The organism is Kribbella endophytica, from assembly GCF_054781295.1.
In genome coordinates, this window is the sequence record NZ_BAAGUR010000001.1 from 579785 (window position 1) to 605364 (window position 25580).

Annotated in this window: 27 protein-coding genes; 20 read left to right on the forward strand and 7 right to left on the reverse strand. The window is 68.8% G+C overall.

Going from position 1 to position 25580, the window contains the following annotated elements; genetic code table 11:
- Positions 1-179: 179 nt before the first annotated feature.
- Entirely contained in the window at positions 180-827 is a 648-nt protein-coding gene (locus ACYVIO_RS02800; protein ID WP_460649039.1) for a transglycosylase family protein, read from the forward strand.
- A gap of 70 nt (positions 828-897) precedes the next feature.
- Here the strand turns inward: ACYVIO_RS02800 and ACYVIO_RS02805 are convergent, their stop codons facing one another.
- The 3 genes from ACYVIO_RS02805 to ACYVIO_RS02815 are packed head-to-tail and all read right to left on the reverse strand — an operon-like array spanning position 898 to position 2789.
- The gene (locus ACYVIO_RS02805) at positions 898-1539 is read right to left on the reverse strand and encodes a class I SAM-dependent methyltransferase (protein ID WP_460649040.1); all 642 of its coding nucleotides are present in this window, start codon (positions 1537-1539) and stop codon (positions 898-900) included.
- 10 nt (positions 1540-1549) lie between these two features.
- A complete protein-coding gene (locus ACYVIO_RS02810) occupies positions 1550-2191 on the reverse strand; it encodes a Pr6Pr family membrane protein (RefSeq protein ID WP_460649041.1) in 642 nt (213 codons plus the stop codon).
- A gap of 40 nt (positions 2192-2231) precedes the next feature.
- Positions 2232-2789, reverse strand: coding sequence for a 2TM domain-containing protein (locus ACYVIO_RS02815; RefSeq protein ID WP_460649042.1), 558 nt, complete (start codon positions 2787-2789; stop codon positions 2232-2234).
- 76 nt (positions 2790-2865) lie between these two features.
- Here ACYVIO_RS02815 and ACYVIO_RS02820 point away from each other — a divergent pair, with 76 nt between their 5' ends.
- From ACYVIO_RS02820 to ACYVIO_RS02830, 3 genes are all read left to right on the forward strand, one after another.
- Complete coding sequence (locus tag ACYVIO_RS02820; protein WP_460649043.1) at positions 2866-3465, forward strand: TetR/AcrR family transcriptional regulator; 600 nt, start codon at positions 2866-2868, stop codon at positions 3463-3465.
- Positions 3466-3549: 84 nt separating this feature from the next.
- Positions 3550-4059, forward strand: a complete 510-nt coding sequence (locus ACYVIO_RS02825; protein ID WP_460649044.1) for an AAA family ATPase — start codon at positions 3550-3552, stop codon at positions 4057-4059.
- Between the two features lie 32 nt (positions 4060-4091).
- Positions 4092-6227: a molybdopterin-dependent oxidoreductase gene (locus ACYVIO_RS02830; protein ID WP_460649045.1), complete on the forward strand. Its 2136-nt coding sequence runs from the start codon at positions 4092-4094 to the stop codon at positions 6225-6227.
- Here ACYVIO_RS02830 and ACYVIO_RS02835 read toward each other — a convergent pair.
- Positions 6207-7220 carry a LacI family DNA-binding transcriptional regulator gene (locus tag ACYVIO_RS02835; protein WP_460649046.1) on the reverse strand — a complete coding sequence of 338 codons (1014 nt, stop codon included), beginning with the start codon at positions 7218-7220 and terminating at the stop codon, positions 6207-6209. The genes ACYVIO_RS02830 and ACYVIO_RS02835 overlap by 21 nt on opposite strands.
- A 343-nt stretch (positions 7221-7563) precedes the next feature.
- Between ACYVIO_RS02835 and ACYVIO_RS02840 the strand changes: the two genes are divergently transcribed.
- Positions 7564-7758: a hypothetical protein gene (locus ACYVIO_RS02840; protein ID WP_460649047.1), complete on the forward strand. Its 195-nt coding sequence runs from the start codon at positions 7564-7566 to the stop codon at positions 7756-7758.
- A 161-nt stretch (positions 7759-7919) separates the two neighbouring features.
- On the opposite strand, the gene ACYVIO_RS02845 is transcribed toward ACYVIO_RS02840, so the two are convergent.
- The gene (locus ACYVIO_RS02845) at positions 7920-8066 is read right to left on the reverse strand and encodes a hypothetical protein (RefSeq protein WP_460649048.1); all 147 of its coding nucleotides are present in this window, start codon (positions 8064-8066) and stop codon (positions 7920-7922) included.
- A 128-nt stretch (positions 8067-8194) separates the two neighbouring features.
- On the opposite strand from ACYVIO_RS02845, the gene ACYVIO_RS02850 reads away from it, so the two are divergent.
- From ACYVIO_RS02850 to ACYVIO_RS02910, 13 genes are all read left to right on the forward strand, one after another.
- Positions 8195-8389, forward strand: a complete 195-nt coding sequence (locus ACYVIO_RS02850) for a hypothetical protein (protein WP_460649049.1) — start codon at positions 8195-8197, stop codon at positions 8387-8389.
- 352 nt (positions 8390-8741) lie between these two features.
- Positions 8742-9488, forward strand: coding sequence for a sugar phosphate isomerase/epimerase family protein (locus ACYVIO_RS02855; protein ID WP_460649050.1), 747 nt, complete (start codon positions 8742-8744; stop codon positions 9486-9488).
- Positions 9485-10582: a Gfo/Idh/MocA family protein gene (locus ACYVIO_RS02860; protein WP_460649051.1), complete on the forward strand. Its 1098-nt coding sequence runs from the start codon at positions 9485-9487 to the stop codon at positions 10580-10582. The genes ACYVIO_RS02855 and ACYVIO_RS02860 overlap by 4 nt, the downstream gene beginning before the upstream one ends.
- Positions 10582-11184 (forward strand): SGNH/GDSL hydrolase family protein, encoded by a 603-nt coding sequence (locus ACYVIO_RS02865; RefSeq protein ID WP_460649052.1) that lies wholly within the window; start codon positions 10582-10584, stop codon positions 11182-11184. Before ACYVIO_RS02860 ends, ACYVIO_RS02865 begins: the two co-directional genes overlap by 1 nt.
- Before the next feature lie 56 nt (positions 11185-11240).
- On the forward strand, positions 11241-13715 hold the full coding sequence (locus ACYVIO_RS02870) for a glycoside hydrolase family 2 protein (RefSeq protein WP_460649053.1): 2475 nt from the start codon (positions 11241-11243) through the stop codon (positions 13713-13715).
- A gap of 34 nt (positions 13716-13749) precedes the next feature.
- Positions 13750-14316 carry a MerR family transcriptional regulator gene (locus ACYVIO_RS02875; protein ID WP_460649054.1) on the forward strand — a complete coding sequence of 189 codons (567 nt, stop codon included), beginning with the start codon at positions 13750-13752 and terminating at the stop codon, positions 14314-14316.
- Positions 14316-14609 (forward strand): hypothetical protein, encoded by a 294-nt coding sequence (locus tag ACYVIO_RS02880; protein ID WP_460649055.1) that lies wholly within the window; start codon positions 14316-14318, stop codon positions 14607-14609. Before ACYVIO_RS02875 ends, ACYVIO_RS02880 begins: the two co-directional genes overlap by 1 nt.
- A gap of 116 nt (positions 14610-14725) precedes the next feature.
- Positions 14726-15439, forward strand: coding sequence for a 3D domain-containing protein (locus ACYVIO_RS02885; RefSeq protein WP_460649056.1), 714 nt, complete (start codon positions 14726-14728; stop codon positions 15437-15439).
- Between the two features lie 33 nt (positions 15440-15472).
- Positions 15473-15637, forward strand: a complete 165-nt coding sequence (locus ACYVIO_RS02890; protein ID WP_460649057.1) for a hypothetical protein — start codon at positions 15473-15475, stop codon at positions 15635-15637.
- A gap of 19 nt (positions 15638-15656) precedes the next feature.
- Positions 15657-16325 carry a polysaccharide deacetylase family protein gene (locus ACYVIO_RS02895; protein ID WP_460649058.1) on the forward strand — a complete coding sequence of 223 codons (669 nt, stop codon included), beginning with the start codon at positions 15657-15659 and terminating at the stop codon, positions 16323-16325.
- Between the two features lie 93 nt (positions 16326-16418).
- Positions 16419-17777 (forward strand): APC family permease, encoded by a 1359-nt coding sequence (locus tag ACYVIO_RS02900; RefSeq protein ID WP_460649059.1) that lies wholly within the window; start codon positions 16419-16421, stop codon positions 17775-17777.
- Positions 17774-18196, forward strand: a complete 423-nt coding sequence (locus ACYVIO_RS02905) for a hypothetical protein (protein WP_460649060.1) — start codon at positions 17774-17776, stop codon at positions 18194-18196. Before ACYVIO_RS02900 ends, ACYVIO_RS02905 begins: the two co-directional genes overlap by 4 nt.
- Positions 18196-19419, forward strand: a complete 1224-nt coding sequence (locus ACYVIO_RS02910; RefSeq protein ID WP_460649061.1) for a glutathionylspermidine synthase family protein — start codon at positions 18196-18198, stop codon at positions 19417-19419. Before ACYVIO_RS02905 ends, ACYVIO_RS02910 begins: the two co-directional genes overlap by 1 nt.
- On the opposite strand, the gene ACYVIO_RS02915 is transcribed toward ACYVIO_RS02910, so the two are convergent.
- Together ACYVIO_RS02915 and ACYVIO_RS02920 are read right to left on the reverse strand one after the other, a co-directional pair.
- Entirely contained in the window at positions 19420-20880 is a 1461-nt protein-coding gene (locus tag ACYVIO_RS02915) for an NAD-dependent succinate-semialdehyde dehydrogenase (protein ID WP_460649062.1), read from the reverse strand.
- A 35-nt stretch (positions 20881-20915) separates the two neighbouring features.
- Positions 20916-21983: an MsnO8 family LLM class oxidoreductase gene (locus ACYVIO_RS02920; protein WP_460649063.1), complete on the reverse strand. Its 1068-nt coding sequence runs from the start codon at positions 21981-21983 to the stop codon at positions 20916-20918.
- A gap of 418 nt (positions 21984-22401) precedes the next feature.
- Here ACYVIO_RS02920 and ACYVIO_RS02925 point away from each other — a divergent pair, with 418 nt between their 5' ends.
- Together ACYVIO_RS02925 and ACYVIO_RS02930 are read left to right on the forward strand one after the other, a co-directional pair.
- Positions 22402-25269: a type 2 lanthipeptide synthetase LanM family protein gene (locus ACYVIO_RS02925; protein WP_460649064.1), complete on the forward strand. Its 2868-nt coding sequence runs from the start codon at positions 22402-22404 to the stop codon at positions 25267-25269.
- A gap of 28 nt (positions 25270-25297) precedes the next feature.
- A complete protein-coding gene (locus ACYVIO_RS02930) occupies positions 25298-25507 on the forward strand; it encodes a hypothetical protein (RefSeq protein ID WP_460649065.1) in 210 nt (69 codons plus the stop codon).
- Positions 25508-25580 lie beyond the last annotated feature (73 nt).

Consider the following 25580-nt stretch of genomic DNA (forward strand, 5'->3'; position numbering starts at 1 on the left):
TACGGCGCCGGCAGTGACCGGCCGCCGACGATCCGAGCCTCACGCACAGGTGACGACCACCTTCGTCTCGCCGGCTGCCCCGCACTTGTGGCCCGCGAGGTTCTCGGGGAAGTGCGCACGCGGCTGAGTCGGCCGGGCAAGAAAGTTCACCATGCCCAGCTCATGAGGAGCAGATTCTGATGTCCAAAGCTCGACACGCCCGACCCCGGCGAAGTACGCGCCGGATCGTCCGGACCCTGTCCGTCGCCGGTCTCGGCGTCGGTATCACGGCAGCCGGCGCAGGTGCCGCCTTCGCGGCCGACTACAAGGTGAAAGCCGGGGACACCCTCTCCGAGATCGCGCAGGCCAACGGCGCCGACTGGCACCAGCTGGCCAAGCTGAACAATCTCGACAACCCCGACCTGATCCTGATCGGCCAGACCCTGAAGCTCGACGGTGTGCCGAAGGCCACCGTCACCGAGCGCCGGTCCAAGGCCAAGCCCTCGACCGAACGGTCCGAGCGCAAGAAGCCGGCCGCCAAGTCCGAGCGCAAGACCCGGACCACCCGGTCGGAGACCCGTAAGCCCAGCAGCGGGTCGACGAACGTGTCGATGAGCGCGGCCTGGCGCAAGGTCGCGCAGTGCGAGTCGGGCGGCAACCCGCGGGCGGTGAACCCGTCGGGCAAGTACCACGGTCTGTTCCAGTTCGACCGCCAGACCTGGCGCAGCGTCGGTGGTTCCGGCGTCGCCTCCCAGGCCTCGGCCGGCGAGCAGCTGATGCGCGCCAAGAAGCTGTACGCCCAGCGCGGCGCCTCGCCGTGGCCGGTCTGCGGCCGCTTCCTGCGCTGACCCCCTCGGTCCAGAGGCTGTACGACGAACGGTGGTGCCGATCGCGGATCGGCACCACCGTTTCTCGTCGTCAGCGGCTCAGCACCAGCATCTCGTCGGCGCCGACCTGGAACTCGTACGGCACCTTCCGGATCTCGGCCCGGACGCCGTCCAGCTCCTCGAGCAGCTCCGGCAGGTACTCCACCGGATCGCCCGCGCCCTGCTTCACCAGCGGGAAGATCCGCACCTCCGACCGCGAGACCCGGATCAGCTCGTTCAGCGCCGCGAGGTGCCAGGCCCGGTCGTACTTCTCGGCCCACGTGAACAGCAGGTGCGAGCTCAGCACCAGCTCGAACCGCTGGTCCGGGAACGGCAGCTCGGGCAGGCTTCCCGGCACGTACCGGTCCGGGGCCTCGGAGACGTCGGTCAGGAACCGGTCGGCCGCGTCGATCCGCAACTCGTCACGGCGCTCGGGCGACCCGTACCAGTGCCAGACGAAGCTCGCCGCGTGATGGTCCACGATCCCCGACCCGGCCGGCAGGCTGCGCCGTACCGTGTCGACCAGCTCGGCGGCCGGCAGCTCGTACGCCGGGTCGACCGCGACGGCGTCGACGCCACGAGCGGCCGCCTCGGCGGTGAACCCGGCACCGCCGGCGCAGCAGTCGAGCACGGACTCGGGGAGTTCGGTCAGATCGAACATCGCCTCGTACTCGGCGTACGAGCGTGATGTCACCAGCACGGGTCTACCTCTCGACGGCGGTCCTGTTCAGGCGGCGGTCGAGCAGCATCGCCCCGAACGCCAGAGCCAGGAACAGTAGCGCGACGAGCAGACAGTTGACCAAGACCTTTGCGTAGCCGAGATCGTCGGCGTCGACGAACGGGTACGGCCAGAAACCGATCGCCGCGCCACGGATCAGCGTGAACACCAACCAGAGCAGCGGGTAGACGATCGACCAGCCGACGATCTCCAGGCTGGTCCGCCCACGGGGGCCGAAGACCAGCCAACCGACGACGCCGAGGATCGGCGCGATCGTGTGCAGCAGCAGGTTCGCGACCGCGGCGGCGCCGGTGAAGTTCGCCAGGTGGTTGAGGGCGATCCAGTAGACGATGCCGGTCACCGCGATGCAGAGCACGCCGTTGAGGCGCAGCGTGCGGAACAGCCTGGAGTCGCTGTCCGTGCCGAGGGCCAGCAGCAGCGTCGTACCGCCGAGCAGCAGGTTCGACTGGATGGTGAAGTAGGCGAAGACGTTGAACACCCGGTCGGGGTTGTCCGGGAAGAACCCGTCGCTCGAAGTCGCCGTCACGACCAGCTGGATGACGATCCCGGCAAGCACCACCAGCGCCGTGACCGCATGGAAGATCCGCCCCGCACCGGACTTCGTCATAGCCGAAATCTACGGTGGCGGGGCGGGTTCGTGGGGGATGTCAGGCGTTGATCTTCTGCGGCGGTTCGGTCTCGGCGTCGTCCTTCACGCCACCGCTGTAGCTGAACGACACGATCGCGTCGATCACCAGCACGATGGTCCACGGCCCTACCGGAGCCAGCAGAGCGTCGTACCCCTGACCCGACAGCAGGCCGAGGCCGAGCATCACGCCGCTGCCCACGGCGTACGCGAGGACGTGCCGGTACCAGCCCTGGCGCTCGAACCGCGCCTTCTCGCGGGTGCCCTTCGCCGGCTTGTACGGCCGAGGCGCACCGGCCAGCTTGTGCGCGGCCCAGCCGTCGGCCCACTGCAGCGTGCGGTGCCCGAACCCGACACTGACGCCGATGAAGATCGCGGCCAGCGCGTGCTTGGACGACGGCTCACCGCCGGACCGGATGTCGATCACGCTGGCGACCAGCATCACCACATCCACCAGCGGCACGGCCAGCAGGAACGCCATCCCCAGCCTGGGCAGGCGCAGCAGGTAGCGCGTCAGCAGGCCGGCGGCGAGCAGGACCCAGAAGCCGATCTCACACGCGGCGATCACAGCGAGCAGCACGATCTTCCCCTCCTGGTTATTTGGTACGCCTGTACTTCTACGATCGACCATAACACAGATGTGCTAAAAAGGGTCCATGCCGAAAATCGTCGACCACGACGCCCGCCGCGAGGAGATCGCCCAGGCGTTGTGGCGGGTGGTCCGCCGCGACGGGATGCGGGCCGCCTCGGTCAGGACGGTCGCGGCCGAGGCCGGCTGGTCCGCCGGCGCCGTGCGCTACTACTTCCCCGACCAGGAAGGCCTGCTCAGCTTCGCGATGGACCTGGTCTCCAAGCGGGTGCAGGCCCGGGTCGCCCAGCTCGAGCCGACCGGTACGCCGGTCGAGATCGTGCTGCGCTACCTGGAGGAAGTGATCCCGCTCGATCCGGAACGGCTGGCCGAGTTCGACGTCTGGCTGTCGTTCACCGCGCAGGCCCAGGCCGAGAGCGGCGTCGGCGGTCTGCGCGAGCTTCTCGGTCCGGCGAACGACGGCCTGCGCGGCCTGTGCGGCTCACTGCTGACGCACCTGTCCACGGCCGGCCGGCTACGTCCCGGCCTCGACCTCGAACTGGAGACCGAACGGCTGCACGCACTGCTCGACGGGATCTCTTTCCACGTGACGCTTCAGCCCGAAGTGACGACCAAGGACCGGGTCCGGCAGGTGCTGGCCGCGCACGTCCTCTCGCTGCAGCCCTGACGCCGTCTCACCTGCTGGCGGACTCCGGACAACCAGTGGTCGAGCCCTGACGAAACCCTTGTCCCCCGTGGCACCATCCACCCTATGCAGACCGAGGGGGTGATCGTCGTCAGCGGGATCATGGCGGCGGGCAAATCAACGGTCTCGCAACTGCTCGCCGAACGATTCCAGTACGGCGTCCATCTGCGCGGCGAGGTGTTCCGGCGGATGATCGTCAGCGGCCAGGCCTCGGCCGAGGCCGACGACGGCGAAGAAGCCCAGAAGCAGCTGAAACTGCGGTACCGGCTGGCCTGTCAGGCCGCCGACGGTTATGCCCAGGCCGGCTTCACCGTCGTACTGCAGGACGTGGTGATCGGCGAGCTGCTGCGCGAGTTCCTGGAGAACATCCAGAGCCGGCCGCGCTACCTCGTCGTACTGACTCCGCGGCCGGACGTGATCTCGCATCGGCTGGGTGGGTTGTCGGTCGACGAGCTCGACTACGAGCTGCACGCGTTCAGCCCGCGGCGCGGGTTGTGGCTGGACAACTCCGACCTCTCGCCGAACGAGACCGTGGACGCGATCCTCGGTCGGCTCGACGAAGCGCGGTTCGACTAGTCGGGATGGTTACTCGGGCGTAAGTTGGCGGGATGGCAGCCACCGTGCGCAGGACCTCGTGCAACTTGTGTGAAGCCATCTGCGGTGTGCTCGTGACCGTCGAGGACGGCCGGGTCACCGACATCCGCGGCGACGAGTCCGATCCCTTGTCGCACGGGCACATCTGCCCGAAGGCGGTGGCGCTGAAGGATCTGCAGGAGGATCCCGATCGGCTGACCACGCCTGTGCGCCGTACGGCTTCTGGCTGGGAACCCATGGATTGGTCTGAGGCCTACGCGTTGGTGGCCGACCGGCTGCTGGGGATCCAGCGGGAGCACGGGCGGAACGCGGTCGGCGTGTACCTGGGCAACCCGAACGTGCACAGCCTCGGCGCGATGACCCACATGCCGACGGCGCTGCGGCTGCTGCGGACGAGGAACAGGTTCAGCGCGACGTCGGTGGATCAGCTGCCGCACATGCTCGCGTCGTACTTGCTGTACGGGCACCAGTTGATGGTGCCGGTCGCGGACATCGACCGTACGTCGTACCTGCTGATGCTCGGCGCGAACCCGCTGGCGTCGAACGGGAGCATGATGACCGCGCCTGGATTCGGGCGGCGGCTGCGTGAGCTCCGGCGGCGCGGCGGTCGCGTGGTCGTGATCGATCCGCGGCGGACCGAGACGGCTGCTGTCGCGGACGAGCACCACTTCGTGCGGCCGGGGACTGACGCGGCTTTCCTGCTGGCGTTGATTCATCAGGTGATCGCGGACGGGCACGCGAAGCCGGCTTCTTATGTGGACGGACTCGATGCGGTGACTGCTGCCGTCGCCGAGTGGACGCCTGAGCGGGCTGCTGCCGCTACGGGGATTCCTGCTGAGGTGATTCGACGGATCGCTGATGAGTTCGCTGGAGCCGATCGGGCTGCTTGCTACGGGCGGGTCGGGGTGTCGACGCAGCAGTTCGGCGCGGTGTGCCAGTGGGCCGTGCAGGTGCTGAACATCATCACCGGGAACCTCGATCGGCCTGGTGGCACGATGATTCCGCGGCCGGCGGTGGACACGCTGCGCGGGATCGGGCGTGGGCATGTCGGGGTGTGGAAGAGCCGGGTGCGCGGGCTGGCGGAGTTCGGCGGTGAGCTGCCGGCGTCGGCGATGGCCGAGGAGATGCTGACGCCTGGCGAGGGCCAGATCCGCGCGATGGTGACGATCGCGGGGAACCCGGTGCTGTCGACGCCGAACGGCCGCAAGCTCGACGAAGGGCTGGCGGGGCTGGAGTTCATGGTCGCGGTCGATCCCTACATCAACGAGACGACGCGGCATGCGGATGTGATCCTGCCGCCTACGCCGCCGTTGGAACGGGATCACTACGACCTGGCGTTCCACCAGCTCGCCGTACGGAACACTGCTCGGTGGAACTCCGCTCCGCTTCCACGGAACAAGTCTGCACGCCACGACTGGGAGATCTTCAGAGATCTCGGGCTGGAGCTGTTAGGTCGTAGTCCGTTGTCCCGGCAGAAGCTGCTCGCGATTGCGCGACTCCGGATGTCGCCTGCGCGCGTCGTCGACCTGGGCCTCCGGATCGGTCCCTACCCACTGTCCCTGCGCAAACTCCGCAAGTCCCCAGGCGGGATTGATCTCGGGCCGTTGCAGCCGTCGCTCCCTGGAGCGCTGTACACGCGCAACAAACGCATCGACCTGGCCCAGGCGGCCGTCCTCGACGACCTGCCGCGACTCGCTTCGCATTTGGTTGCCTTGGGCAACACCGATGGGCTGGTCCTGATCGGGCGGCGGCACCTGCGCAGCAACAACTCCTGGATGCACAACTCGGCCCGCCTGGTGAAGGGCAAGCCTCGGCACCAGCTGCTGATGAACCCGGCCGACCTCGCGCAGCGCTCACTGACCGACGGAGAACTCGTCGAGGTCACCTCCGCGGCCGGCTCGCTCTCCGTTGAAGTCGCCTCCAGCAACGACATGATGCCGGGCGTGGTCAGCCTCCCGCACGGCTTCGGCCACGGGCTCCCCGGCGTACACCTCACTGTCGCCAGCCAGGTCAAGGGCGCCTCGGTCAACGACGTCACCGACGCCGCCGTCACCGATGCCCTGGGCGGAACGGCAGCGTTGAACGGCGTACCGGTGCAGGTCACCAAGGCTGACGTGCCAGTACAAGTGTCAGGCGCTAGGCGGTCCTGAACTGTCTCGAATGACTAGGACTGGCGTGGAATAAAGGTGTGCGGCGGCGGGTGCTCCGTCGAGCAGACCGAACAGTCGCGTCGCCACCTCCGCGCCGTACGCGACGATGTTGTGGCTCATCGCGGTCAGCGTCGGGTGCGTCAGCCGGCACAGCGCCGAGTCGTCCCACGCGACCAGCGTGACGTCGTCGGGCAACTTGAGCCCGAGCCCGTTGACCACCGACAGCCCGGCGACCGCCATCAGGTCGTTGTCGTAGATGATCGCGGTCGGCGGCTTCTCGGCGGTCATCAGTTCGCGCGTCGCCGCGGCGCCTTCCTCACCGGAGAAGTCCGTGTGCCGGATGCGCAGCTGTACGCCGAGCCGGCGCCCGACCGCGGCGTACGCCTGATCCCGGATCCACACGTGCCCGTGCTCCGGCGGCCCCGCGACCCGCGCGATCGCCTTGTGCCCCAAGGACGCGACGTGTTCGACAGCGGCGTTCATCGCCGACCGCCCATCGGTCCACACCGACGTCAACCCGTCGGCCAGCACCGGATCCCCCACGATCACCGCCGGCAGCTCCAACTTCCGGAGCAACGGAATCCGCGGATCATCAACCCGAAGATCAACCACGATCACGCCATCGACCCGGCGCTCCGCAGCCCACTTCCGGTAGGTAGCCATCTCTTCCTGCAGATCAGGCACCACCTGCAGAGCCAGCGCGTAGGACTTCTCCCCCAGCACCGACTCCACCCCACCCACGAACCCCATATAAAAGGGCTCTTCACTCAAAGTCTTGGCAGTCCGAGCCAGCACCAGCCCGAACGTCTCACTCCGAGCCGCCGACAGTTGCCGAGCGGCCCGATTAGGCACCCACTCCAGCTCCTCGGCCACCTTCAGCACCCGAGCCCGAGTAGCCTCCGAAACCCCCGGCTGGTTGTTCAACGCATAAGAAACAGCACCCTTGGAGACCCCGGCCCGTCGAGCAATCTCCTTGATGGTCACACGGCCCACGATCGGCCTCCTTCGAACGGGCGGACCGAACCGTGACGGGCGGCTCGGCAGACCCACATTCTGCGCCGCCCCCCACTGTCTGTCTGCAGGTAACCGCATTCCATCACCCACAGCAACCATTTGATCAAACCCAGAGCCACCCACCGACCACACCCAGAGACAGCAACAACAAGCCAAAGCAACAACCCAAAGACAAGATCGAGTCGGACCACCGCGGTGGCGAGCGCAGGCGCCCCGCCTCAGGTAGCAGAGCCAGGGGTTCCTGCGATCCGCTCCCGCACGACTAACGTTGCGGCATGGAGCTACAGGAGGCCGCACTCATCTGCCCGAGGTCTTCCCGTGGGTGCGCTTGCTCCCCGCTGACGACCAGCTCGCGTTCCTCCACGAGTTCGTCGATGTGCTGAGCGCCGGCGCCGAGGCCGGCTCCCCTGCGCCCGTCCTCCAGACGATCACCGAGTGGCGCAACACCGCCCAGATCTACGCCGACCCCGAGCTGCTGAACATTCTGCGCGCCAAGCACCCGAAGCCGACCGAATGACGATGGTAGGAGTCACCAGGGGCGCTCCAAGGCTGGCACTCGCGCAAACTTAGGCACGAGGGTTTGCAGCACCGGCGTCTTGCCGTCGAGCTGTGCTGGTGCGAGGGTCGGTCTCGCCTGGCCATCGGAGGCCGGAGTACGGAGGAACTGCGCATGCGCGCCTACGTGATCCGCACGTCCTCGAGCCGGCTCCTCACCCAGGTTGAGAGCAGTTCCCACTGCAGTGCGGGCGGCGCGGTACGGGTGACGACCTTCCAGCCGGTCTCGTGCGTGGTCGCCGAGACCACCCGGTGCTGCACGCGATGCACGCCGGCCTCACGCCTGGCCGCCTCTCGTTGCCGCAATCTTGCACGACGGACACCAAGGCAGCTCAAGCAGCGTGGAGCGCAGCCCCGGGTTTCCCTGAGCAGCCGGCGAACAACAAGAAGGTGGCGCTATGAAGGAGTACCGAACTCTGTGGGTGTCGCAGTGGATCAGCGAGGAAGCCGGATCTCCGCAGGAGTTGCCGAACGTTGACAACGTTGCGAACACGTGGGCATCAACCGGCTGGAAGCTCGTGCACATGGTCCCCGGCACGAACGCCGAGACGTACGGCGGTCTGTTCGTGACCTTTGAGCGGGACCGCTCCTGACAGAGCCTCACCGACAGCAACCACAGGCAACCTGAGGCGGGGCACCTCGGTCACCACAGCGGACGCACCGTCCCCATCACTTCTCTTCTTTTCTTGTCTTCGCTCTTGTTCTGGCTCTTCGGTTCGCCCTGTCTCTTCCTTCGTGCGTCTCCTTGCCTGTCGCCCTCGTGTTACTGCTGTTTCTTTCCGCTCTGTCTGTGGGAAGCGTTTGCCGGTGGTGACCAGAGGGTGGTTCGACTCTGGTCCGGGAGGGGAGTCTTGGGATAGTCTGCCGACGGTACTTAACCGGTTCGGTCAAGCATGCTGAGGGGTCTCTGGGCAGCGGAGGCGTCTTGGCGACGAGGAGAGAAGAATGGTCGCAGTGGACAACCTGTCCCTCCAGCTCTACACCGTGCGGTACAAGCTGGAGGAGGACTTCGACGCCACCCTGGCCCGGATCGCGGAGATCGGCTACACCAAGGTGGAGCCGTTCGGTCTGGTGAATCTGGCCGCCCAGCTGGCCGACGCGCTGCCCAAGTACGGTCTGTCGGCGCCGAGCACGCACGCGGGGCTGCTGCGTGACGAGAGCGGCCCGATCTTCGAGGCCGCCAAGCAGCTGGGCATCGGTACGGTCATCGACCCGCACACGGACCCGGCGCGCTGGCAGGCGGCGGACGACATCAAGGTGATCGCCGCGGGCCTGAACGCCGCCGCCAAGGAAGGCGCCGAGCACGGCATCACGGTGGGTTACCACAACCACCACTTCGAGCTGGAGTCGGTGATCGACGGGGTGCACGCCCTGGAGATCCTCGCCGACAACCTGAACGACGAGGTCATCCTCGAGGTCGACACGTACTGGGCCGCCGTCGGCGGCGCCGACGTACCGGCGCTGCTCGGCCGGCTTGGTGACCGGGTGAAGGCGCTGCACGTCAAGGACGGCGACGGCACCCTGGACAACAAGGCGCAGGTCGCGGTCGGCGACGGCACGATCGCCGTCAACGACATCCTGGCCGCGGCCCCGACGGCGCTGCGCGTGGTCGAGCTCGACGACTTCACCGGCGAGATCTTCGACGCCGTCGAGGGCAGCTTCCGCTGGCTCACCGGGCAGGACCAGGCATGAGCTCGGTCGGCGTAGGCGTCATCGGCGCCGGGGTGATCTCGGACGCCTACATCAAGAGCATGCAGAGCTTCCCGGACCTGAAGGTCGTCGCGATCGGCGACCTGCGCCCGGAGGCGGCCAAGGCGAAGGCCGAGGAGTACGGCATCGCGGCGCACGGCGGCCCCGAGGCCGTGCTGAACAACGCCGACGTCGAGATCGTCGTCAACCTGACCATCCCGGTCGCGCACGTCGAGGTCGCCCTGGCGGCGATCGCGGCGGGCAAGCACGTGTGGAGCGAGAAGCCGTTCTCGCTCGACCAGGAGAGCGGCCTCAAGCTGCTCGCCACCGCCCAGGACGCCGGGCTGCGGCTCGGCTGCGCACCCGACACCATCCTGGGACCGGGTCTGCAGCAGTCGCGCCGGATCATCGCCAACGGTGACATCGGTACGCCGCTGACGGCGCTCACCCTGATGCAGTCCCCCGGCCCCGAATCCTGGCACCCGAACCCGGCGTTCCTGTTCCAAGAAGGCGCCGGGCCGCTGTGGGACATCGGCCCGTACTACCTGACCACGCTGGTGCAGTTGTTCGGCCCGGTCGCGGCGGTCGCGGGTCTGGGTTCGAAGTCGCGCGAGAAGCGCACGATCGGATCGGGCCCGCTCGCCGGGACCGACTTCGACGTGACCGTGCCGACGCACGTCAGCGCGATCGCGCGGTTCGAGTCGGGGCAGTCGTCGCAGAGCATCTTCAGCTTCGACTCGCCGCTGCCGCGGGCCGGGTTCGTCGAGATCACCGGGTCCGAGGCGACGCTCGCCGTACCGGACCCGAACCGGTTCGACGGTGAGATCAAGATCCGCCGCCGCGGTGGGGACGACTGGGAGACGGTCACCACCACCGAGGCGACGGCCGAGCGCGGTACCGGCGTACTGGAGATGGCGCGGGCGATCCGCGCCGACCGGCCGCACCGGGCCACCGGTGCGCTGGCGTTCCACATCGTCGACGTGATGGCCTCCATCACCGAGTCGATCGACACCGGCGCGTTCGTGGACGTGACCAGCACGGTCGAGCTCGCTCCGGTCCTGCCGGACGACTGGGACGTGAACGCGGCCACCCTGTAATGACGGACAACCTCCTGGATCCCCGGCGGACTATCGTGTTCGCCGGGGACTCCGTCACCGACTGCGGCCGGCGTACCGATCCGGCCGGGTTGGGTGACGGCTACGTGAAGTTCCTGTACGACGCCCTGCCGGGCCCGCGCATCGTGAACGCCGGGATCAGCGGCCACCGCGCCGTCGACCTCGTCGCGCGCTGGGAGACCGACGTACTCGCCCACGCTCCCGACCTGGTGTCGATCCTGATCGGGATCAACGACACCTGGCGGCGCTACGACGAGGACGACCCGACCTCGGCGGAGTCGTTCGAGGCGTCGTACCGCAAACTGCTCGATCCCCTACGACAGACCCGGCTGGTGCTGGTCGAGCCGTTCCTCGTCCCGGTGGACGACGAGCAGCACGGCTGGCGCGAGGACCTGGACCCGAAGCTCGAGGTCGTCCGCAGGCTGGCGACCGAGTACGGCGCCCTGCTGGTCCCCGCCGACGTCGAGTTCAACGCCCTGGCCGCCGAGGTCGGACCCGAGACGCTCGCCGACGACGGCGTGCACCCGACGGCTGCGGGCCACCGCCTGCTGGCCGATCTCTGGCAGCGCACTGTCTTTTCCTGAAGCACCGGGCCTACGCTTACTTGAGTCGGTTAAGTAACTCCTGAAAGAGACCCCTCGTGAACCTCGTTTCTCCTCGTCATGTCCCGCTCACCACCGCTGGTGGTGCCGCGTGGACCGTGCGCGCCGTCGAAGGTCCGGTGCCCGACGGGCACCGTGCGATCCTGACCGCGCCGATCGCCGCGACCGTGCCGGGCGAGGTGCACACCGACCTGCTGGCGGCGGACGTCATCCCCGACCCGTTCGACGGTGACAACGAGGGCAAGCTGCACTGGATCGGCCGGACCACCTGGAGTTACCGGACCGAGTTCGACTGGGAGCCCGACGGTCACGCCGTCCAGGAACTCGTTGCCGAGGGCCTCGACACCGCGGCGACCGTCACGCTCAACGGCACCGAGATCGCCAAGACCTGGAACCAGCACCGCGCGTACCGGTTCGACGTCACCGCGCTGCTCGTTGCTGGACGCAACGAGCTGGTGATCGAGTTCGCCGGCCCGGCCGACACCGCGGACCGACTGGCCGAGCAGCTCGGGCTCTGGCCGCACACGAACCTGCACCCGTACAACGCGATCCGCAAGATGGCCAGCAATTTCGGCTGGGACTGGGGACCGGACGTCGCCACGGTCGGCGTCTGGAAGCCGATCCGGATCGAGTCCTGGACCGGCGTCCGGATCGACTCCGTCCGGCCGCTCGCCGGGCTCGACGGCGACAACGGCGTACTGGACGCCAAGGTCGCGCTCACCTGGGCCGACGGGTTCACCTCGGACGCGACGATCACCGTCGAGGTCGGCGGTACGACGACAGAGGTGACCGTTGCCGCGGGCACCGAAGAGGCGGAGGTCTCGGCAACGATCGCCGACGTCGACCGCTGGTGGCCGCGCGGGCACGGCGAGCAGCCCCTGTACGACGTGACGGTGTCGCTGAGTGCCGGTGAGCAGACCGACGGCTGGACCGGCCGGGTCGGCTTCCGCACGATCACGATGGACGTCGCGCCGGACGAGCACGGCGGCCCGTTCGTCTTGTCGGTGAACGGCAAGCCGGTCTTCGTCCGCGGCGCGAACTGGATCCCCGACGACGCGTTCGTCACCCGGCTCGACCGGTCGACGTACGAGCGCAGCATCACCGACGCGGTCGACGCCGACATGAACCTGCTGCGCGTCTGGGGCGGCGGCATCTACGAGACCGACGACTTCTACGACGTCTGCGACGAGCTCGGCATCCTGGTCTGGCAGGACTTCCTGTTCGCCTGCGCGGCGTACTCGGAGGACGAGCCGCTCCGCAGCGAGGTCGAGGCCGAGGCACGGCAGGCCGTCACGCGGCTGAGCCGGCACGCCAGCCTCGCGGTCTGGAACGGCAACAACGAGAACATCTGGGGCTACGTCGAGTGGGGCTGGCGCCAGCCGCTCGGCGGCCGGACGTGGGGCGAGGGCTACTACTTCGACCTGCTGCCGAAGATCGTCGCGGAGCTCGACCCGCGCACGCCGTACTCGCAGGGCAGCCCGTACTCCTACGACCACTTCATCCACCCCAACGACGAGCGCAATGGCACCATGCACGTCTGGGACGTGTGGAACCAGGTCGACTACTCGACGTACCGCAAGTACAAGCCGCGGTTCGTGTCGGAGTTCGGGTTCCAGGGTCCGCCGGCCTGGTCGACGCTGACGTCGGTCGTGCACGACCAGCCGCTCGACCCGTACGGCGAGCAGATGCTCGTGCACCAGAAGGCGTTCGAGGGCAACCTCAAGCTGGAGCGCGGGCTCGGCGACCACCTGCCGATGTGGAAGGACATCGACGACTGGCACTGGACCACGCAGCTCAACCAGGCGCGGGCCGTTGCCTACGGCGTCGAGTACTGGCGCAGCCTGTTCCCGCTGAACACCGGCACGATCGTCTGGCAGCTGAACGACAACTGGCCGGTGATCTCCTGGGCCGCGGTCGACGGGCACGGGCACCGCAAGCCGCTGTGGTTCGCTTTGAAGCACGCGTACGCCGACCGTCTGCTGACCGTGCAGCCGCGCGAGGACGGGCTGGTCGTTGCCGGACACAACGACACGGACGAGGCCTGGTCGACGTCGATCACTGTCGCGCGGCGAAGCACTTCCGCGGGCGGGGCGGTGCTGGCACAGGAGACGTTCGCACTCGAGGTCGGCCCGCGGTCCGCGGTGCTGAACTCGCTGCCGGAGTCGATCACCAAGGCGGGCTCCGAAACCACGGAGTACATCGAGGTGCGTGGCGCGGACGGCAGTGCGGCGTACTGGTACTTCGTCGAGGACACGTCTCTGCAGCTGGCCGGTGACGCCTACACGGCGTCGGTCGCGGCTGTCGACGGTGGCTACGACGTCACGGTCACGGCAACCGCGCTGGCCAAGGACCTGGCCCTCTTCCCGGACCGCCTCGACCCGGCGGCGAAGGTCGACAGTTGCCTGATCACGCTGTCCGCGGGCGACACCCACACCTTCCACGTTACCGGCGCCTCCGCGCCGGCCGAGGTCGGCGTACCGGTCCTCCGCTCGGCCAACGACCTGGTGGCTTGAGTCTCCCCTGGGTGGAGACCGCACAGTAGAGGGCATGACCTACTCGATCGGCGAACTGTCCCAGCGGACGGGCCTGAGTGTGAAGACCATCCGCTTCTACTCCGATCAAGGGGTCGTGCCCTCGACCCGCTCCCCCGCGGGCTACCGCCGGTACGACGCGGAGGCGGTGGCCCGGCTGGAGCTCGTCCGCACCCTCCGCGACCTCGGCCTGCCGCTGGCGACGATCCAGCAGGTGCTGGACCGGGAGACGCCGCTGGCCGAGGTCCTCGCCACCGAGGCGGAGGCCCTGGAGGTGCAGATCCGCAGCCTCCGGCTCCGGCAGGCGGTCGTACGGGCCGGCCTGCAGCCGCCCTTGACGGCGACCGAGGATTGCTCACCGCTGCGGCTTGCCGAGCTCCAGCGCCTGGCCGACCTGCCTGCCGCGGGGCGGACGGCGCTGGTCGACGAGTTCCTGGGCTCTGTCTTCGCGGAGGACCGGCCGGTGCTCGCGGCGGGTCGGCAGTCGATGGTGCCGGAGTTGCCGGAGTCAGCCTCGGTCGAGCAGCTCGAGGCTTGGGTGCAGCTGGCTGAACTGGCGCAGGACTCCGGGTTCCGGAGTTGATGCGCGAGCTGACCGACGGGTACATCAGCGACGGCCTTCGACCGCACGAGGTTGCCCGGGTCCGTCGCGCGGTGGAGCCGGCGTTGGCGCGAGGGGTTGATCCTCGGTCGGCGGAGGCAGGCGAGTACCTGGAGGCGATCGGGGCGGTTGACGTCGATCGGCTGGAGCTGGCGGCCGACGTACGGCGGGAGCGGTACTTCGAACTGCTGGCCGTGGTGAACGGCTGGGCAACCCCGGACAGCCTCGCGGAAGCCCTGCGCTGGTATCTGGAAGCAGTTACGTCGAGACCTTGACTAAAAGGCTGAACGGGCCGCCTACTTGGTGCTGACACCTCATGGTTCCGCCCCCACCTGGAGGTCTGATCGTCATGCCCAGAAGCCTTGTTCTCAAAGCGGTTTCGGTTGTTGTGGTGAGCGTTGGCGCGTTGTTGGTCGCGCCGGCTGCGGCGCAGGCCCTGCCTAGCTGTCAGCACTTCTACACCGGCCCGATTCCTACCCGGCCGATCTCCGGAGGGCATGGGAACGGGACGACAGCGCCGGCGTACGACGTCAGTGGCAGGCTGCCGGCGCCTGGTGGTGTGAACGGCGGGCTGGGTGCCGACGGCAAGGTGTCGTTCACCTTCAGCCGCGTGGCCGGCGCCAAGGCCTATCGGGCGTTCAAGAACGGGCAAGCCCTGCAGTGGATCAGCGACTGGGGGCAGCCGACGCTCACCGTGACGGACGCCAACCCGTGCACGGGCGCGCACTACCAGCTGTACGCGATGACTGCCGAGGACACCGCGGCCGCATCGATCGGACAGATCAGTACGTCGTATCGGCTGAACGCGTCCAACCGGCTGGCGCCGTTCGCGCTGGCGAAGGGGACGACGCTGACGAACTACCGCGTCTCGGCGTACAACGACGTCGCGCAGACCGCGCTCGGCTACAACGCCGGGACGGGGATCTGCGCGGTGGACGCTCGAATCGTCCCGTGGGGCACCCGCCTCTTCGTGCCGGGGTACGGGCACTGCTACGCCGCCGACATCGGCAGCTGGATCAAGGACGACATCGTCGACGTCTGGTTCCCGCCGGGTCCGGCGGCCGACAACTGGGGCATCCAGCAGCTCACGTTGACCGTGGAGTGACGCATACTCGTGTCCTGTGACTGGGGCACGAGGATGGACGTTTGCTGCGCTGTGCGCGGTTGTGGCGGCACTACTGGTGAGCTGTGGGGACACCCGACCAACGGCAGCACCAACGCCGACTCCACCGGCCGCCCCGTCAGCAAAGCCGACACCGAGGCCCACCACCCCGAAGCCGACGCCGACCACCAGACCAGGTGAGTCGCGCGAGCGGAATCTGATGCCGATCGTGCAGCACGGGCCGCGGGACCGGCCGCGGATCGCGCTCACGTTCGACGCGGACCTGACCACCGCGATGCGCCGCCGGCTCACCAACGGCAAGGTCGCGTCGTACTACAACGACGCCCTCTTCAAGCACCTCAGGGAGCTCAAGGTCCCCGCCACCTTGTTCCTCACCGGGCTGTGGATGGAGCAGTACCCGGACCGCACCCGCGAGCTCGCCGCCGACCCGCTCTTCGAGCTCGGCACCCACACCTACGACCACCGGGCCTTCACCAAGCACTGCTACACCCTCGGCACGGTCGCGAAGCCCGACATGCTCACCGACGTACGCCGGGCCGTCACGATCCTCGACAAGCTCGACCGGCATGCGACGCGCTGGTTCCGCTTCCCCGGCGGCTGCTACGACGGTACGGCGCTGCACGAGCTGGCCCCGGCCGGCGTCACCGCGGTCGGCCTCGACGTACCGGGCGCGGACGGCTTCGCGAAGTCCCCTCAACGCATCGTGAAGCAGGTCCTCGGGCACGCCCGGAACGGCTCGATCGTCGTCCTGCACATGCACGGCGGCGACAACGCGCCGTACACGGACGAGGCGATCGTCCCGATCGTCACCAAGCTGCGTGCGAAGGGCTACGAGTTCGTCACCGTGACGGAACTGATGAAGCCCTGATCACGTCACAACGTGCAGTCGGTGGAGCGGCGACCCGGCCGGGGTGGCACTCTGGGCTGACGACATGGACCGGCAACCAAAAGGGTGGGCACTGTGACGACGACGGAGTCGCGGTCACGCGGCCGCAACCTGCGCCGTGACGCCCTCGGCGTCGGAGCCGGTACGGCGATCGGCGTCTCCTCCACCGCACCGGCGTACTCGCTGGCTGTGTCGGTCGGACTGCTTGCCGCGTACACCGGAGCCGCCGCACCGATCGTGCTGGCCGTCAGCGCCGTACCGGTCGTGCTGGTGGCGCTCTGCTTCCGGGAGCTCAACCAGGCCGAGCCGGACTGCGGTACGACGTTCCCCTGGACCGAGAAGGCCTTCGGACTCAGCGTGGGCCGCATGGTCGGCTGGACCACGGTCATGGCCTGTGTGCTGGTGATGAGCAACCTGGCGCAGGTCGCCTCGGTCTACACCTACGCACTGCTCGGTCTGGACGGTGCAGAGGACTCCCGGCTCGCCCAGGCCGCACTGGGCACGGTGTTCATCCTCGGCATGGCCCTGCTCGCCTACCGCGGTGTCCGCGTTGCCGCAGGCACCCAGCTGCTGCTCCTGTCGATCGAGCTGGTCGCACTGCTCTGGTTCGTCGTCGGAGCGTTCCGCGAGGCCGGCAGCCTCAGCATCCCGGCCTTCTCCGACACCGGCCAAGGCCACTGGGCTGCCGGCGTACTGGTCGCGGTGTTCCTCTACTGGGGCTGGGACTCGTCGTTCAGCGTCAACGAGGAGTCCCGCAACCCGCGCAGCACTCCGGCGATCGCCGCACTGGTCTCCAACGGCATCCTGGTCGTCCTGTACGTCGTGGTGGCCTGGGCCGCCGTCGCGTACGCCGGGACCAGCCAGCTGGCCGGCATCGCCGACGACGACTTCCTCGCCGTACTGGGTGAAGACCTGCTCGGTACGGCGGGCGGCAAGCTCCTGATCGCCGCCGTACTGGTCTCAGCGCTCGCATCCACCCAGACGACGATCCTTCCGACCGCCCGGACCATGCTGTCGATGGCCCGCCGCGACGCGTTCCCCGGCCGGTTCGCGCGGATCTCCAAGCGCTACCACACGCCCAGTGTGTCGACCTGGGTGTTCGCGACGGCCAGCGTGCTGATCTACGTGACCCTCGTGCTGACCTCGGACGCCGTACTGGCCGACTCCGTCGCCGCGGTGTCCATCCTGGTCTCGCTGTACTACGTGGCGACGGCCCTGGCCGTCCCGGTCTACTTCAAGGGCCAGCTACAAGGCCGGGTCGTCCAGCGAGTGGTGGTGCCCACGCTGGCCGTGCTCTCGTTCGTGACCGTGCTGGTGCTGGCCGTGGCCGACGTCGGCACCGGTCCACTGGTTGTGGTGGGTGTGACGATGGTGGTGGGCGCGGCGGTGATGTTCTCGATGAAGCCGCCCGCCGAAGGGGAGGGACGACGATGAGCGAACGCCGGATGCGCAGTGCGGGCATCACGCTGGGCCTGACCGCGCTGGTCGCGGCCTCGCTGACCGGGTGCTCGAACGACGACGACCAGCCGGAGTACGCCGCGATCTGCGTCGACCCGCAGACCGAGCAGCGCACCGACGACACCAACTGCAAGGACGAGCGCGAGTACAACGGCGCCGGGTCCGGCGCCGGCTTCTTCTGGTTCTACATGGCGACGCGTGGCGGCGGTCTGGTCCCGCCGATCGGCGGGCGGTACAACACCGGCCAGGGGACGTACACGATCCCGCGGACCAGCCAGGGCGGCAGCGGGAGCCCGACGATCAAGCGCGGCGGACTGGACACCAAGGGCGGCGACATCGGCACGATCTCGCGGGGTGGCTTCGGCAAATCGGGCAAGGGGAGCTCTGGCGGCTGATGTGGCGGCACTCGATCAAGCCCCGGCCGGACTGGCGGGACAAGGTCGTCGAGCAGGGTCTGGTCTTCCCGATGACCGACATGCCGGACGGCACCGAACGCCCGTACTGGAACGAGAGCGCCTGGTACGAGGTGACCATGGACGAGGTCCTGCACCTCGAGGAGGTCACCGAGGAGCTCTACGCGATGTGCAAGCACGCCGCGTCGGTGATGGCGGCCGGCGACCGGTTCAGTGACGCCCAGCTCGGCCTCGCGCCCGGGACGCTGCCGCTGGTGCAGGAGTCGCTGAAGCGCGACGACCTGTCCGTGTACGCGCGGTTCGACCTGGTCTGGAACGGTGTCGAGCCGAAGATGCTGGAGATCAACGGCGACACCCCGACCGGGCTGCTGGAGTCCGCGGTGATCCAGTGGAACTGGCTGGAGGAGATCTTCCCCGACGCCGACCAGTGGAACTCCGTGCACGACCGGCTGGTGCAGTGGTGGGGCGACCAGCGCGCGGCCGGCCGGTTCCCGGGCAACGAGGCGCACTTCTTCAACTCCGGCGCGGAGACCACCGGCGAGGAGGCGATGACGGTCGCCTACCTGCGCGACACGGCGGCGATGGCCGGCCTCGCGACGTACGGGCACGAGATCGAGGAGATGGGCTGGGAGTCGGCCCAGCGCGCGTTCGTCGACTGGGGCGGCCGCAAGATCCGGACCGCGTTCAAGCTGTACCCGTGGGAGGACATGCTCGACGACGAGTTCGGGCGGTACCTGCTGGCCGGGATGGAGCGCGAGCCAGTGCAGTGGATCGAGCCGATCTGGAAGACGATGCTGTCCACCAAGGCGATCCTGCCGATCCTTTGGGAGCTGTATCCCGATCACCCGAACCTGCTGCCGGCGTACTTCGACAACCCTGGTGACCTGCTCGAATGGGTCGCCAAACCGCTGCACGGGCGCGAGGGCAGCAACATCCGGATCCACACCATCGGCGGCGACGACCACGTGCACGACGGGCCGTACGACACCGACTCGATGGTGTACCAGGAGTGGAGCCCGCTGCCGTCGTACGAGGGGAACCGGGCGGTGATCGGCAGCTGGATCGTCGACGGCGCCGCGGCCGGGATGATGGTCCGCGAGTCCGACGGCCCGATCACCGACTACTACGCCCGCTTCGTCCCGCACGCGATCGGCACGTCGCCCCGGCCGGACGACGACACGATCAAGCAGTGGCTGACCGAGTAGTCAGTCCAGGTTCACCGCGACGTACTTGACCTCGAGGTACTCGTCGATGCCGACGGTGCCGCCCTCGCGGCCGAGGCCGGACTGCTTGACGCCGCCGAACGGCGCGGCCGGGTTGGAGACGATGCCCTGGTTGAGGCCGATCATGCCGGTCTCGAGCCTCTCCGAGACCCGCAGCGCCCGGCCGAGGTCGCGCGTGAACAGGTACGAGACCAGGCCGAACTCGGTGTCGTTGGCCATCGCGACCGCCTCGTCCTCGGTCTCGAAGGCGGTCAACGGCGCGACCGGGCCGAAGATCTCCTCCTTCTGCAGGCGAGCACTCTTCGGTACGTCGGTGAGCACGGTCGGCGGGTAGAAGTATCCCTTGCCCTCGGCAACATTCGCGCCGGTGAGCACCCGGGCGCCTTGCTGGACAGCGTCCTCGACCAGGTCCTTGACTTTGTCCCGCTGCTTGGCATCGATCAGCGGGCCGACCTGGACACCGTCCTCGGTGCCGCGACCGACCTTCAGCGCGGCCATCTTCTCGGTCAGTTTGGTGGCGAAGGCGTCGAGCACCGACGAGTGCACGTAGATCCGGTTGGCCGCCGTACAGGCTTCTCCGCCGTTGCGCATCTTGGCCAGCATCGCGCCCTCGACGGCCTTGTCCAGGTCGGCGTCCTCGAAGACGAGGAACGGCGCGTTGCCGCCGAGCTCCATGCTGGTCTTCAGCACCTGCTCGGCGGACTGCTCGATCAGCTTCTGGCCGACCGGTGTCGAGCCGGTGAAGGACAGCTTGCGGGCCCGCGGGTCGCGGATGAGCGGTTCCATCACGCCGCCGGAATCGCTGGTCGTGATGACGTTGAGTACGCCGGCCGGAAGCCCGGCCTCGGTCATCAGCTCGGCCAGCTTCAGCATCGACAGCGGCGTCTGCGCGGCAGGCTTGATCACCATCGTGCAGCCGGCGGCGACCGCCGGTCCGATCTTGCGGGCGCCCATCGCAGCCGGGAAGTTCCACGGCGTGATCAACAGACACGGCCCGACCGGCTGGCGCATCACCAGGAACCGGCCCTGGCCGTTCGGCGCGATCTGGTAGCCGCCGTCGATCCGGACGGCCTCCTCGGCGAACCAGCGGAAGAACTCCGCGGCGTACGCGATCTCGCCCTTGGACTCCGCGACCGGCTTGCCCATCTCGAGCGTCATCAGCAGCGCCAGCTCGTCGGCGCGCTCGGTCATCAGCTCGTACGTCCGGCGCAGGATCTCGCCGCGCTCTCGTGGTGCGGTCGCTGCCCACTCGGCCTGAGCCGCGACGGCCGCGTCCAAAGCGGCCAACCCGTCAGCCGGGGACGCGTCAGCGACCTCGACGAGCGTCGTACCGGTCGAGGGGTCCTCGACGGCGAGCGTCTTGCCGCCGTCGGCCGCTCGCCACTTGCCACCGATGAACAGCTCGGTCGGACACTGCTGGACGACATCCTGCTCGCGCGACATCACATCTGCCTTTCCATGGTGGGGCAGTACCCACTTTAGGCAGTTGCTACGAAGTGCGGCGCAGAGCGCGGCACCGTGCGGATGGCCCGGGTCAGGGCCGCCGCGACCGTGCGGAGGATCGACGAGCGCACCAGGCCGTCGTACGCCAACGGCGCGAGCATGATCTCGGCCGCTCCTGTCCCGGCCGCCAGCTTGGCCAGTCCGGCCGCGACGGTCGAGCGGGAGCCGACGATGTGGCCCGGGTCGTCCAGGAGCCGCTCGGCCCGGCCGCGCTCGCGTCCGGTGATCCGGGGCTCCAGCAGCTCGAGCAGCTCGGCCGGAGTGGCACGCGGCGAGGCAGCGGCCAGCCGGTGCTTCACCCGGACGTACTCGGCCAGCCGGTTGAGCGCCTCCTCGTCGGTGTCCGCGGCGACGACTCCGACCGACACCCCCAGGTAGGGCTTGCCTGTGGGCCCGGTCGGCTCGAAGGTGTCCCGGTACGCCGCAGCGGCCACCACGGTGGTCTCCGACGCGGTCAGGAAGATCGGCAGCCCTCGTACCGCGGCCAGCTGCGCCGTGGCCGGCCGGTTCGCCAGAACGAACACGGGCGGCGGCAACCCGGCCAGCGTGAGGCGGACGTCCCCCACAGGGGTCCGTCCGGGCAGTCCGTCACGCAGGAACCGGCACAGCTCGTCCAGTCGCTGCGGGAAGGTCTCCCGCGCGTCACCGGACCAGCCGAGAGCAGCCGCGGTACAAGGAGCCGACACGCTGCCTTCGCTGACCCCGAGGTCGATCCTGCTCGGGTACGCCGCGGCGAGCGCGGCGAACTGCTCGGCGATCAGCAGCGGCCTGTGGTTACCGAGCAGGACTCCCCCGGAGCCCAGCCGGATCCTGTCCGTCCGAGCAGCCAGTACGGCGGCCAGCACCGCCGGCGCCGCGCTACCGACCCCCCGGACCCCGTGGTGCTCGGCCACCCAGAACCGGCGGAACCCCAGGTCGTCGGCGGTCTGCGCGACCTCGACGGTCTCCCGCAAGGCAGCCGCCGCCGACTGCCCGGCCGGCTGCGGCACGACGTCGAGCACCGAGTGGGCTGAGACCGGGAGACCGGGAGCTGGGCTGTACACCCGTCCACCGTGACACCTGCACGCCGTACCCACATGGGGGATTCGCCCCCATGTTCCTTGCCCCCACCTCCCACCCAAAGATGGGGGCCCAAGGCACTTGTCCGGCAGCGGACGGCGGGGCATCGTTCTCGGCGTTCCAGCAGATCCACCGACACGGGAGGCCGGCCACGACGACAACGATCAGCGGGGGCCGGTGACGGCCGACCCGCAACCCACGAATTCCTGAGCCGCGAAAGCCTTCCACCAGAGGCCGACCGGAACAGGCGCTGCTGCCGCGGGGCGGTCGTCCCCCAGTCACCGTCCCGCGGACAGCTGCAAAACAAGCGTTTGTGGGACACGTACGCCGAAGCGAACGCTTGCGGAAATATGGGGGACGCATACCCATGTCTTCCTGCCCGCCTGCTGCCACGCTGTCGGCGTGCTCGACTCAGCGACCTCCGGGGCGCCCCCGACCGACCAGCCGAAGGCCTGGTGGTCAGCGGGGCTGGCTCCGCACGAGCAGGAGTCGCCGAAACCCGGCTGGGCGTCGTACGTCGAACGTAGTCTCGCACAGCAGTCTGTACCAGAACCCTCCGAAGGCGACTGGCAACAAGCCCTCGTCCGTTGCTTGCACCCCCTACTCGTCACCGCTCGCGACGACCTGACCACCGCCGGCCACACCGGCACGGTCGCCGAGCAGTTCCTGCACCGCCTGGGACTGCGCCTGGTCAAGCTCGCCGCCCGCACCCTGGTGCTCGAACTGGCCCGGGCCCGCAAACGGGGAGACCTGACCGGCGCGACCTCGGACGAACGTTTCCTTGACTTCACCCACCGGCTCGTTGGAGGGAGCGAGCTGGCGGATTTCCTGGCCGCTTACCCGGTGCTGGCCCGGGTCCTGGGCGAGGCGTGCCGACAGTCCGTCGAGGGCCACCTCGAACTGCTGACCCGCCTCGCCGAGGACCGCGAGCTGATCACCACCCTCCTCGACGGCGAACCTCCGGGTGACCTCGTCAGCGTGGAACCGGGCGGCGACCCGCACCGCGGCGGCCGCAGCACCGCGACCCTCACGTTCGCGGACGGCCGCAAGCTGGTCTACAAGCCCCGCCCGCTGGACCTGCACCGGCACTTCAGCGAGATCGTCGGCTGGCTGAACAGCAAGACCGACGCCGCCCTGCGCACCGTCGACGTCGTCACCCGCCCCGGCTACGGCTGGCTCGAGTTCATCGACCACAAGCCCTGCGACGACCTGGCCGGCGTCCGCCGCTTCTACCACCGCCAGGGCGCGCTGCTGGCCTTGCTGTACGTGCTCGACGGCACGGACATGCACAACGAGAACCTCATCGCGAGTGGTGATCAGCCCGTTCTCGTCGACGTCGAGACGCTCTTCCACCCGGGCCTCGTCGCCGCCGGCCCGCTCGGTCAGGATCCCGCTCACGCAGCCTTGCTCAGCTCGGTCTCGCGCACCGCTCTGCTGCCCTTGATGGTGGTCGGCCAGCACGGTGCCGCGGACTTGTCGGGCATCGGCGGCGACGACGGTGTCGCGCCTCACGAGGTGGTCGACTGGGCAGACGCCGGGCTGGACACTATGCACCTGGTCCGCTGCGCCGGCACCATCCGGCAGCGCGACAACCGCCCCACCCTGGGCGGATCGGTGACGGAACCGAGGGACCACGAGGTCTCCCTGCTGGCAGGTTTCCGGGGCGCGTATGAGGCGATTGCCCGGCACCGCGCCGAACTGCTCGGCCCTGACGGGCTTCTGGCCCGCTGTGCGTCCGACGAGATCCGGTACGTCGCAAGGCCGTCGCGGATCTACGCCACCTTGCTGGACGAGTCGACCCACCCCGACGCGCTGCGCGATGCCGACGGCCACAGCAGGCTGCTCGACCTCCTCTGGGACGCCGACGACGAGCTGCGGGGGGTGGTCCCCGCCGAGCTCACGGATCTCTGGTCGGGCAACATCCCCCTGTTCACGACCCGGCCGAACACCCGGGACGTCTGGGCCGCCGACGGCACCCACCTGCCCGCCGTACTGGCTGTGGAGGGCCTGGCCGCCGTAGAGGCGAAGGTCTCGGCGATGGGCGAAGTCGACCAGGACCGTCAGCGCTGGGTGATCTCGGCAAGCCTCGCCACCCGTCCGGCACCGGTCGTGCACGCGAGCATCGTGACCAGGCCTGGACTCGGGACGACCGAGGCCGACCCCGAACAACTGCTCGCCGCGGCCACCGACATCGCCGACGAGATCATGGCCCAGGTCCTCGGCGACAACGGCGGCCCCGCGAACTGGCTCGGTCTCGAACTGCTCGACGACCACCACTGGACGATCCTGCCGATGGGCGCCGGACTGACCAGCGGCTACCTCGGTACGGCGCTGTTCCTGGCCCAGACCGGAATCCTCACCGGCGCGGACAAGTACTGCGAACTGGCCTACGACGCGATCCGGCCGATCCCGCAGGTTCTCGAAGCGCTCGCCGCCGACCCCGAGATCCTCGAGACCGTCGGCTCCGGGCTGCACGGTCTAGGTGGCATCAGCTACGGACTGAGCCGCCTCGCGAACCTGCTGGACGATTCCGACCTGTCCACCTGGCTGGGGATGTCGCTCGACCTGATGGCGAACGGCCCCTCGCCGACCGGCGGGTTCCCGAGCTACGTCGAAGGCGCGGCCGGCGGACTTGCTTGCCTGCAAGGGATTCCCGGCCGTCCGGAGACCGAGCGACTCGCCGTTCGGTACGCCGACGAGCTGGTCGCCGCCGTCGAGCTCGGCCCGCGTTCCGACGTACCGGTCGGCTTCGCTCGTGGCTACGCGGGGATCGCCTGGGCCCTGGGCAACAGCTCCGGGCTCGGGCCCCGGTACGCCGAGGCAGCGCGAACCGCTGCCGACCTCGCCCAGGAGGGCGAGGGCACCGACGCAGGCTGGTGCTCCGGCCGAGCAGGCACGATCCTCGCCCGCCTGCGGGCAGGCGGGCCGGCCGATCTCGAGGCCTACCTGCGTCACGCCACCGAACGTCCGGTGCTCGCCGACATGAGTCTGTGTCACGGCGAGCTCGGCGCGGTCGAGCCACTGCTGTGGCTGACCGAAGGCGATCACCCAGCCACAGAGGCGGTCCGGCGTCGCCGGGCCGGGCTGGTGCTCGCCGCAGTACAGCAGTACGGGCCGCAGTGTGGCACGCCCCGCGCCGTTCCCTCCCCCGGTCTGCTGACCGGGCTGGCGGGTATCGGCTACGGGCTGCTCCGTCTCGGCTTCCACGGGCAGATCCCGTCCGTGCTGCTGCAAGAACCGGCGCCGGCCCAGCACCCATCACAGCGCTGACCGGCCACCATCCGACAGGGGAACCACCATGACCGCCCAGCACCACAACGACGAGAACCTCGACCAGCGCCTCGCCGACGACCAGACCGATCCGATCGGTCCGGTCACCCTGCCGAAGCGCAGCAAGGTGGGCAAGCGCGCGCTCGCCCTCGTGGGCACCACCAGCATGGCGGCGCTCGCCGTCCAGACCTTCACCGACGGCTGCTCGACCTGGACCACGGTCGGCAACCCGCACTAAAGACCAGCCGGCCGGTGCGAAACGCCTCGCGCCGGCCGAACATCGAACGCATGATGGAGTTTGTCACCGACCA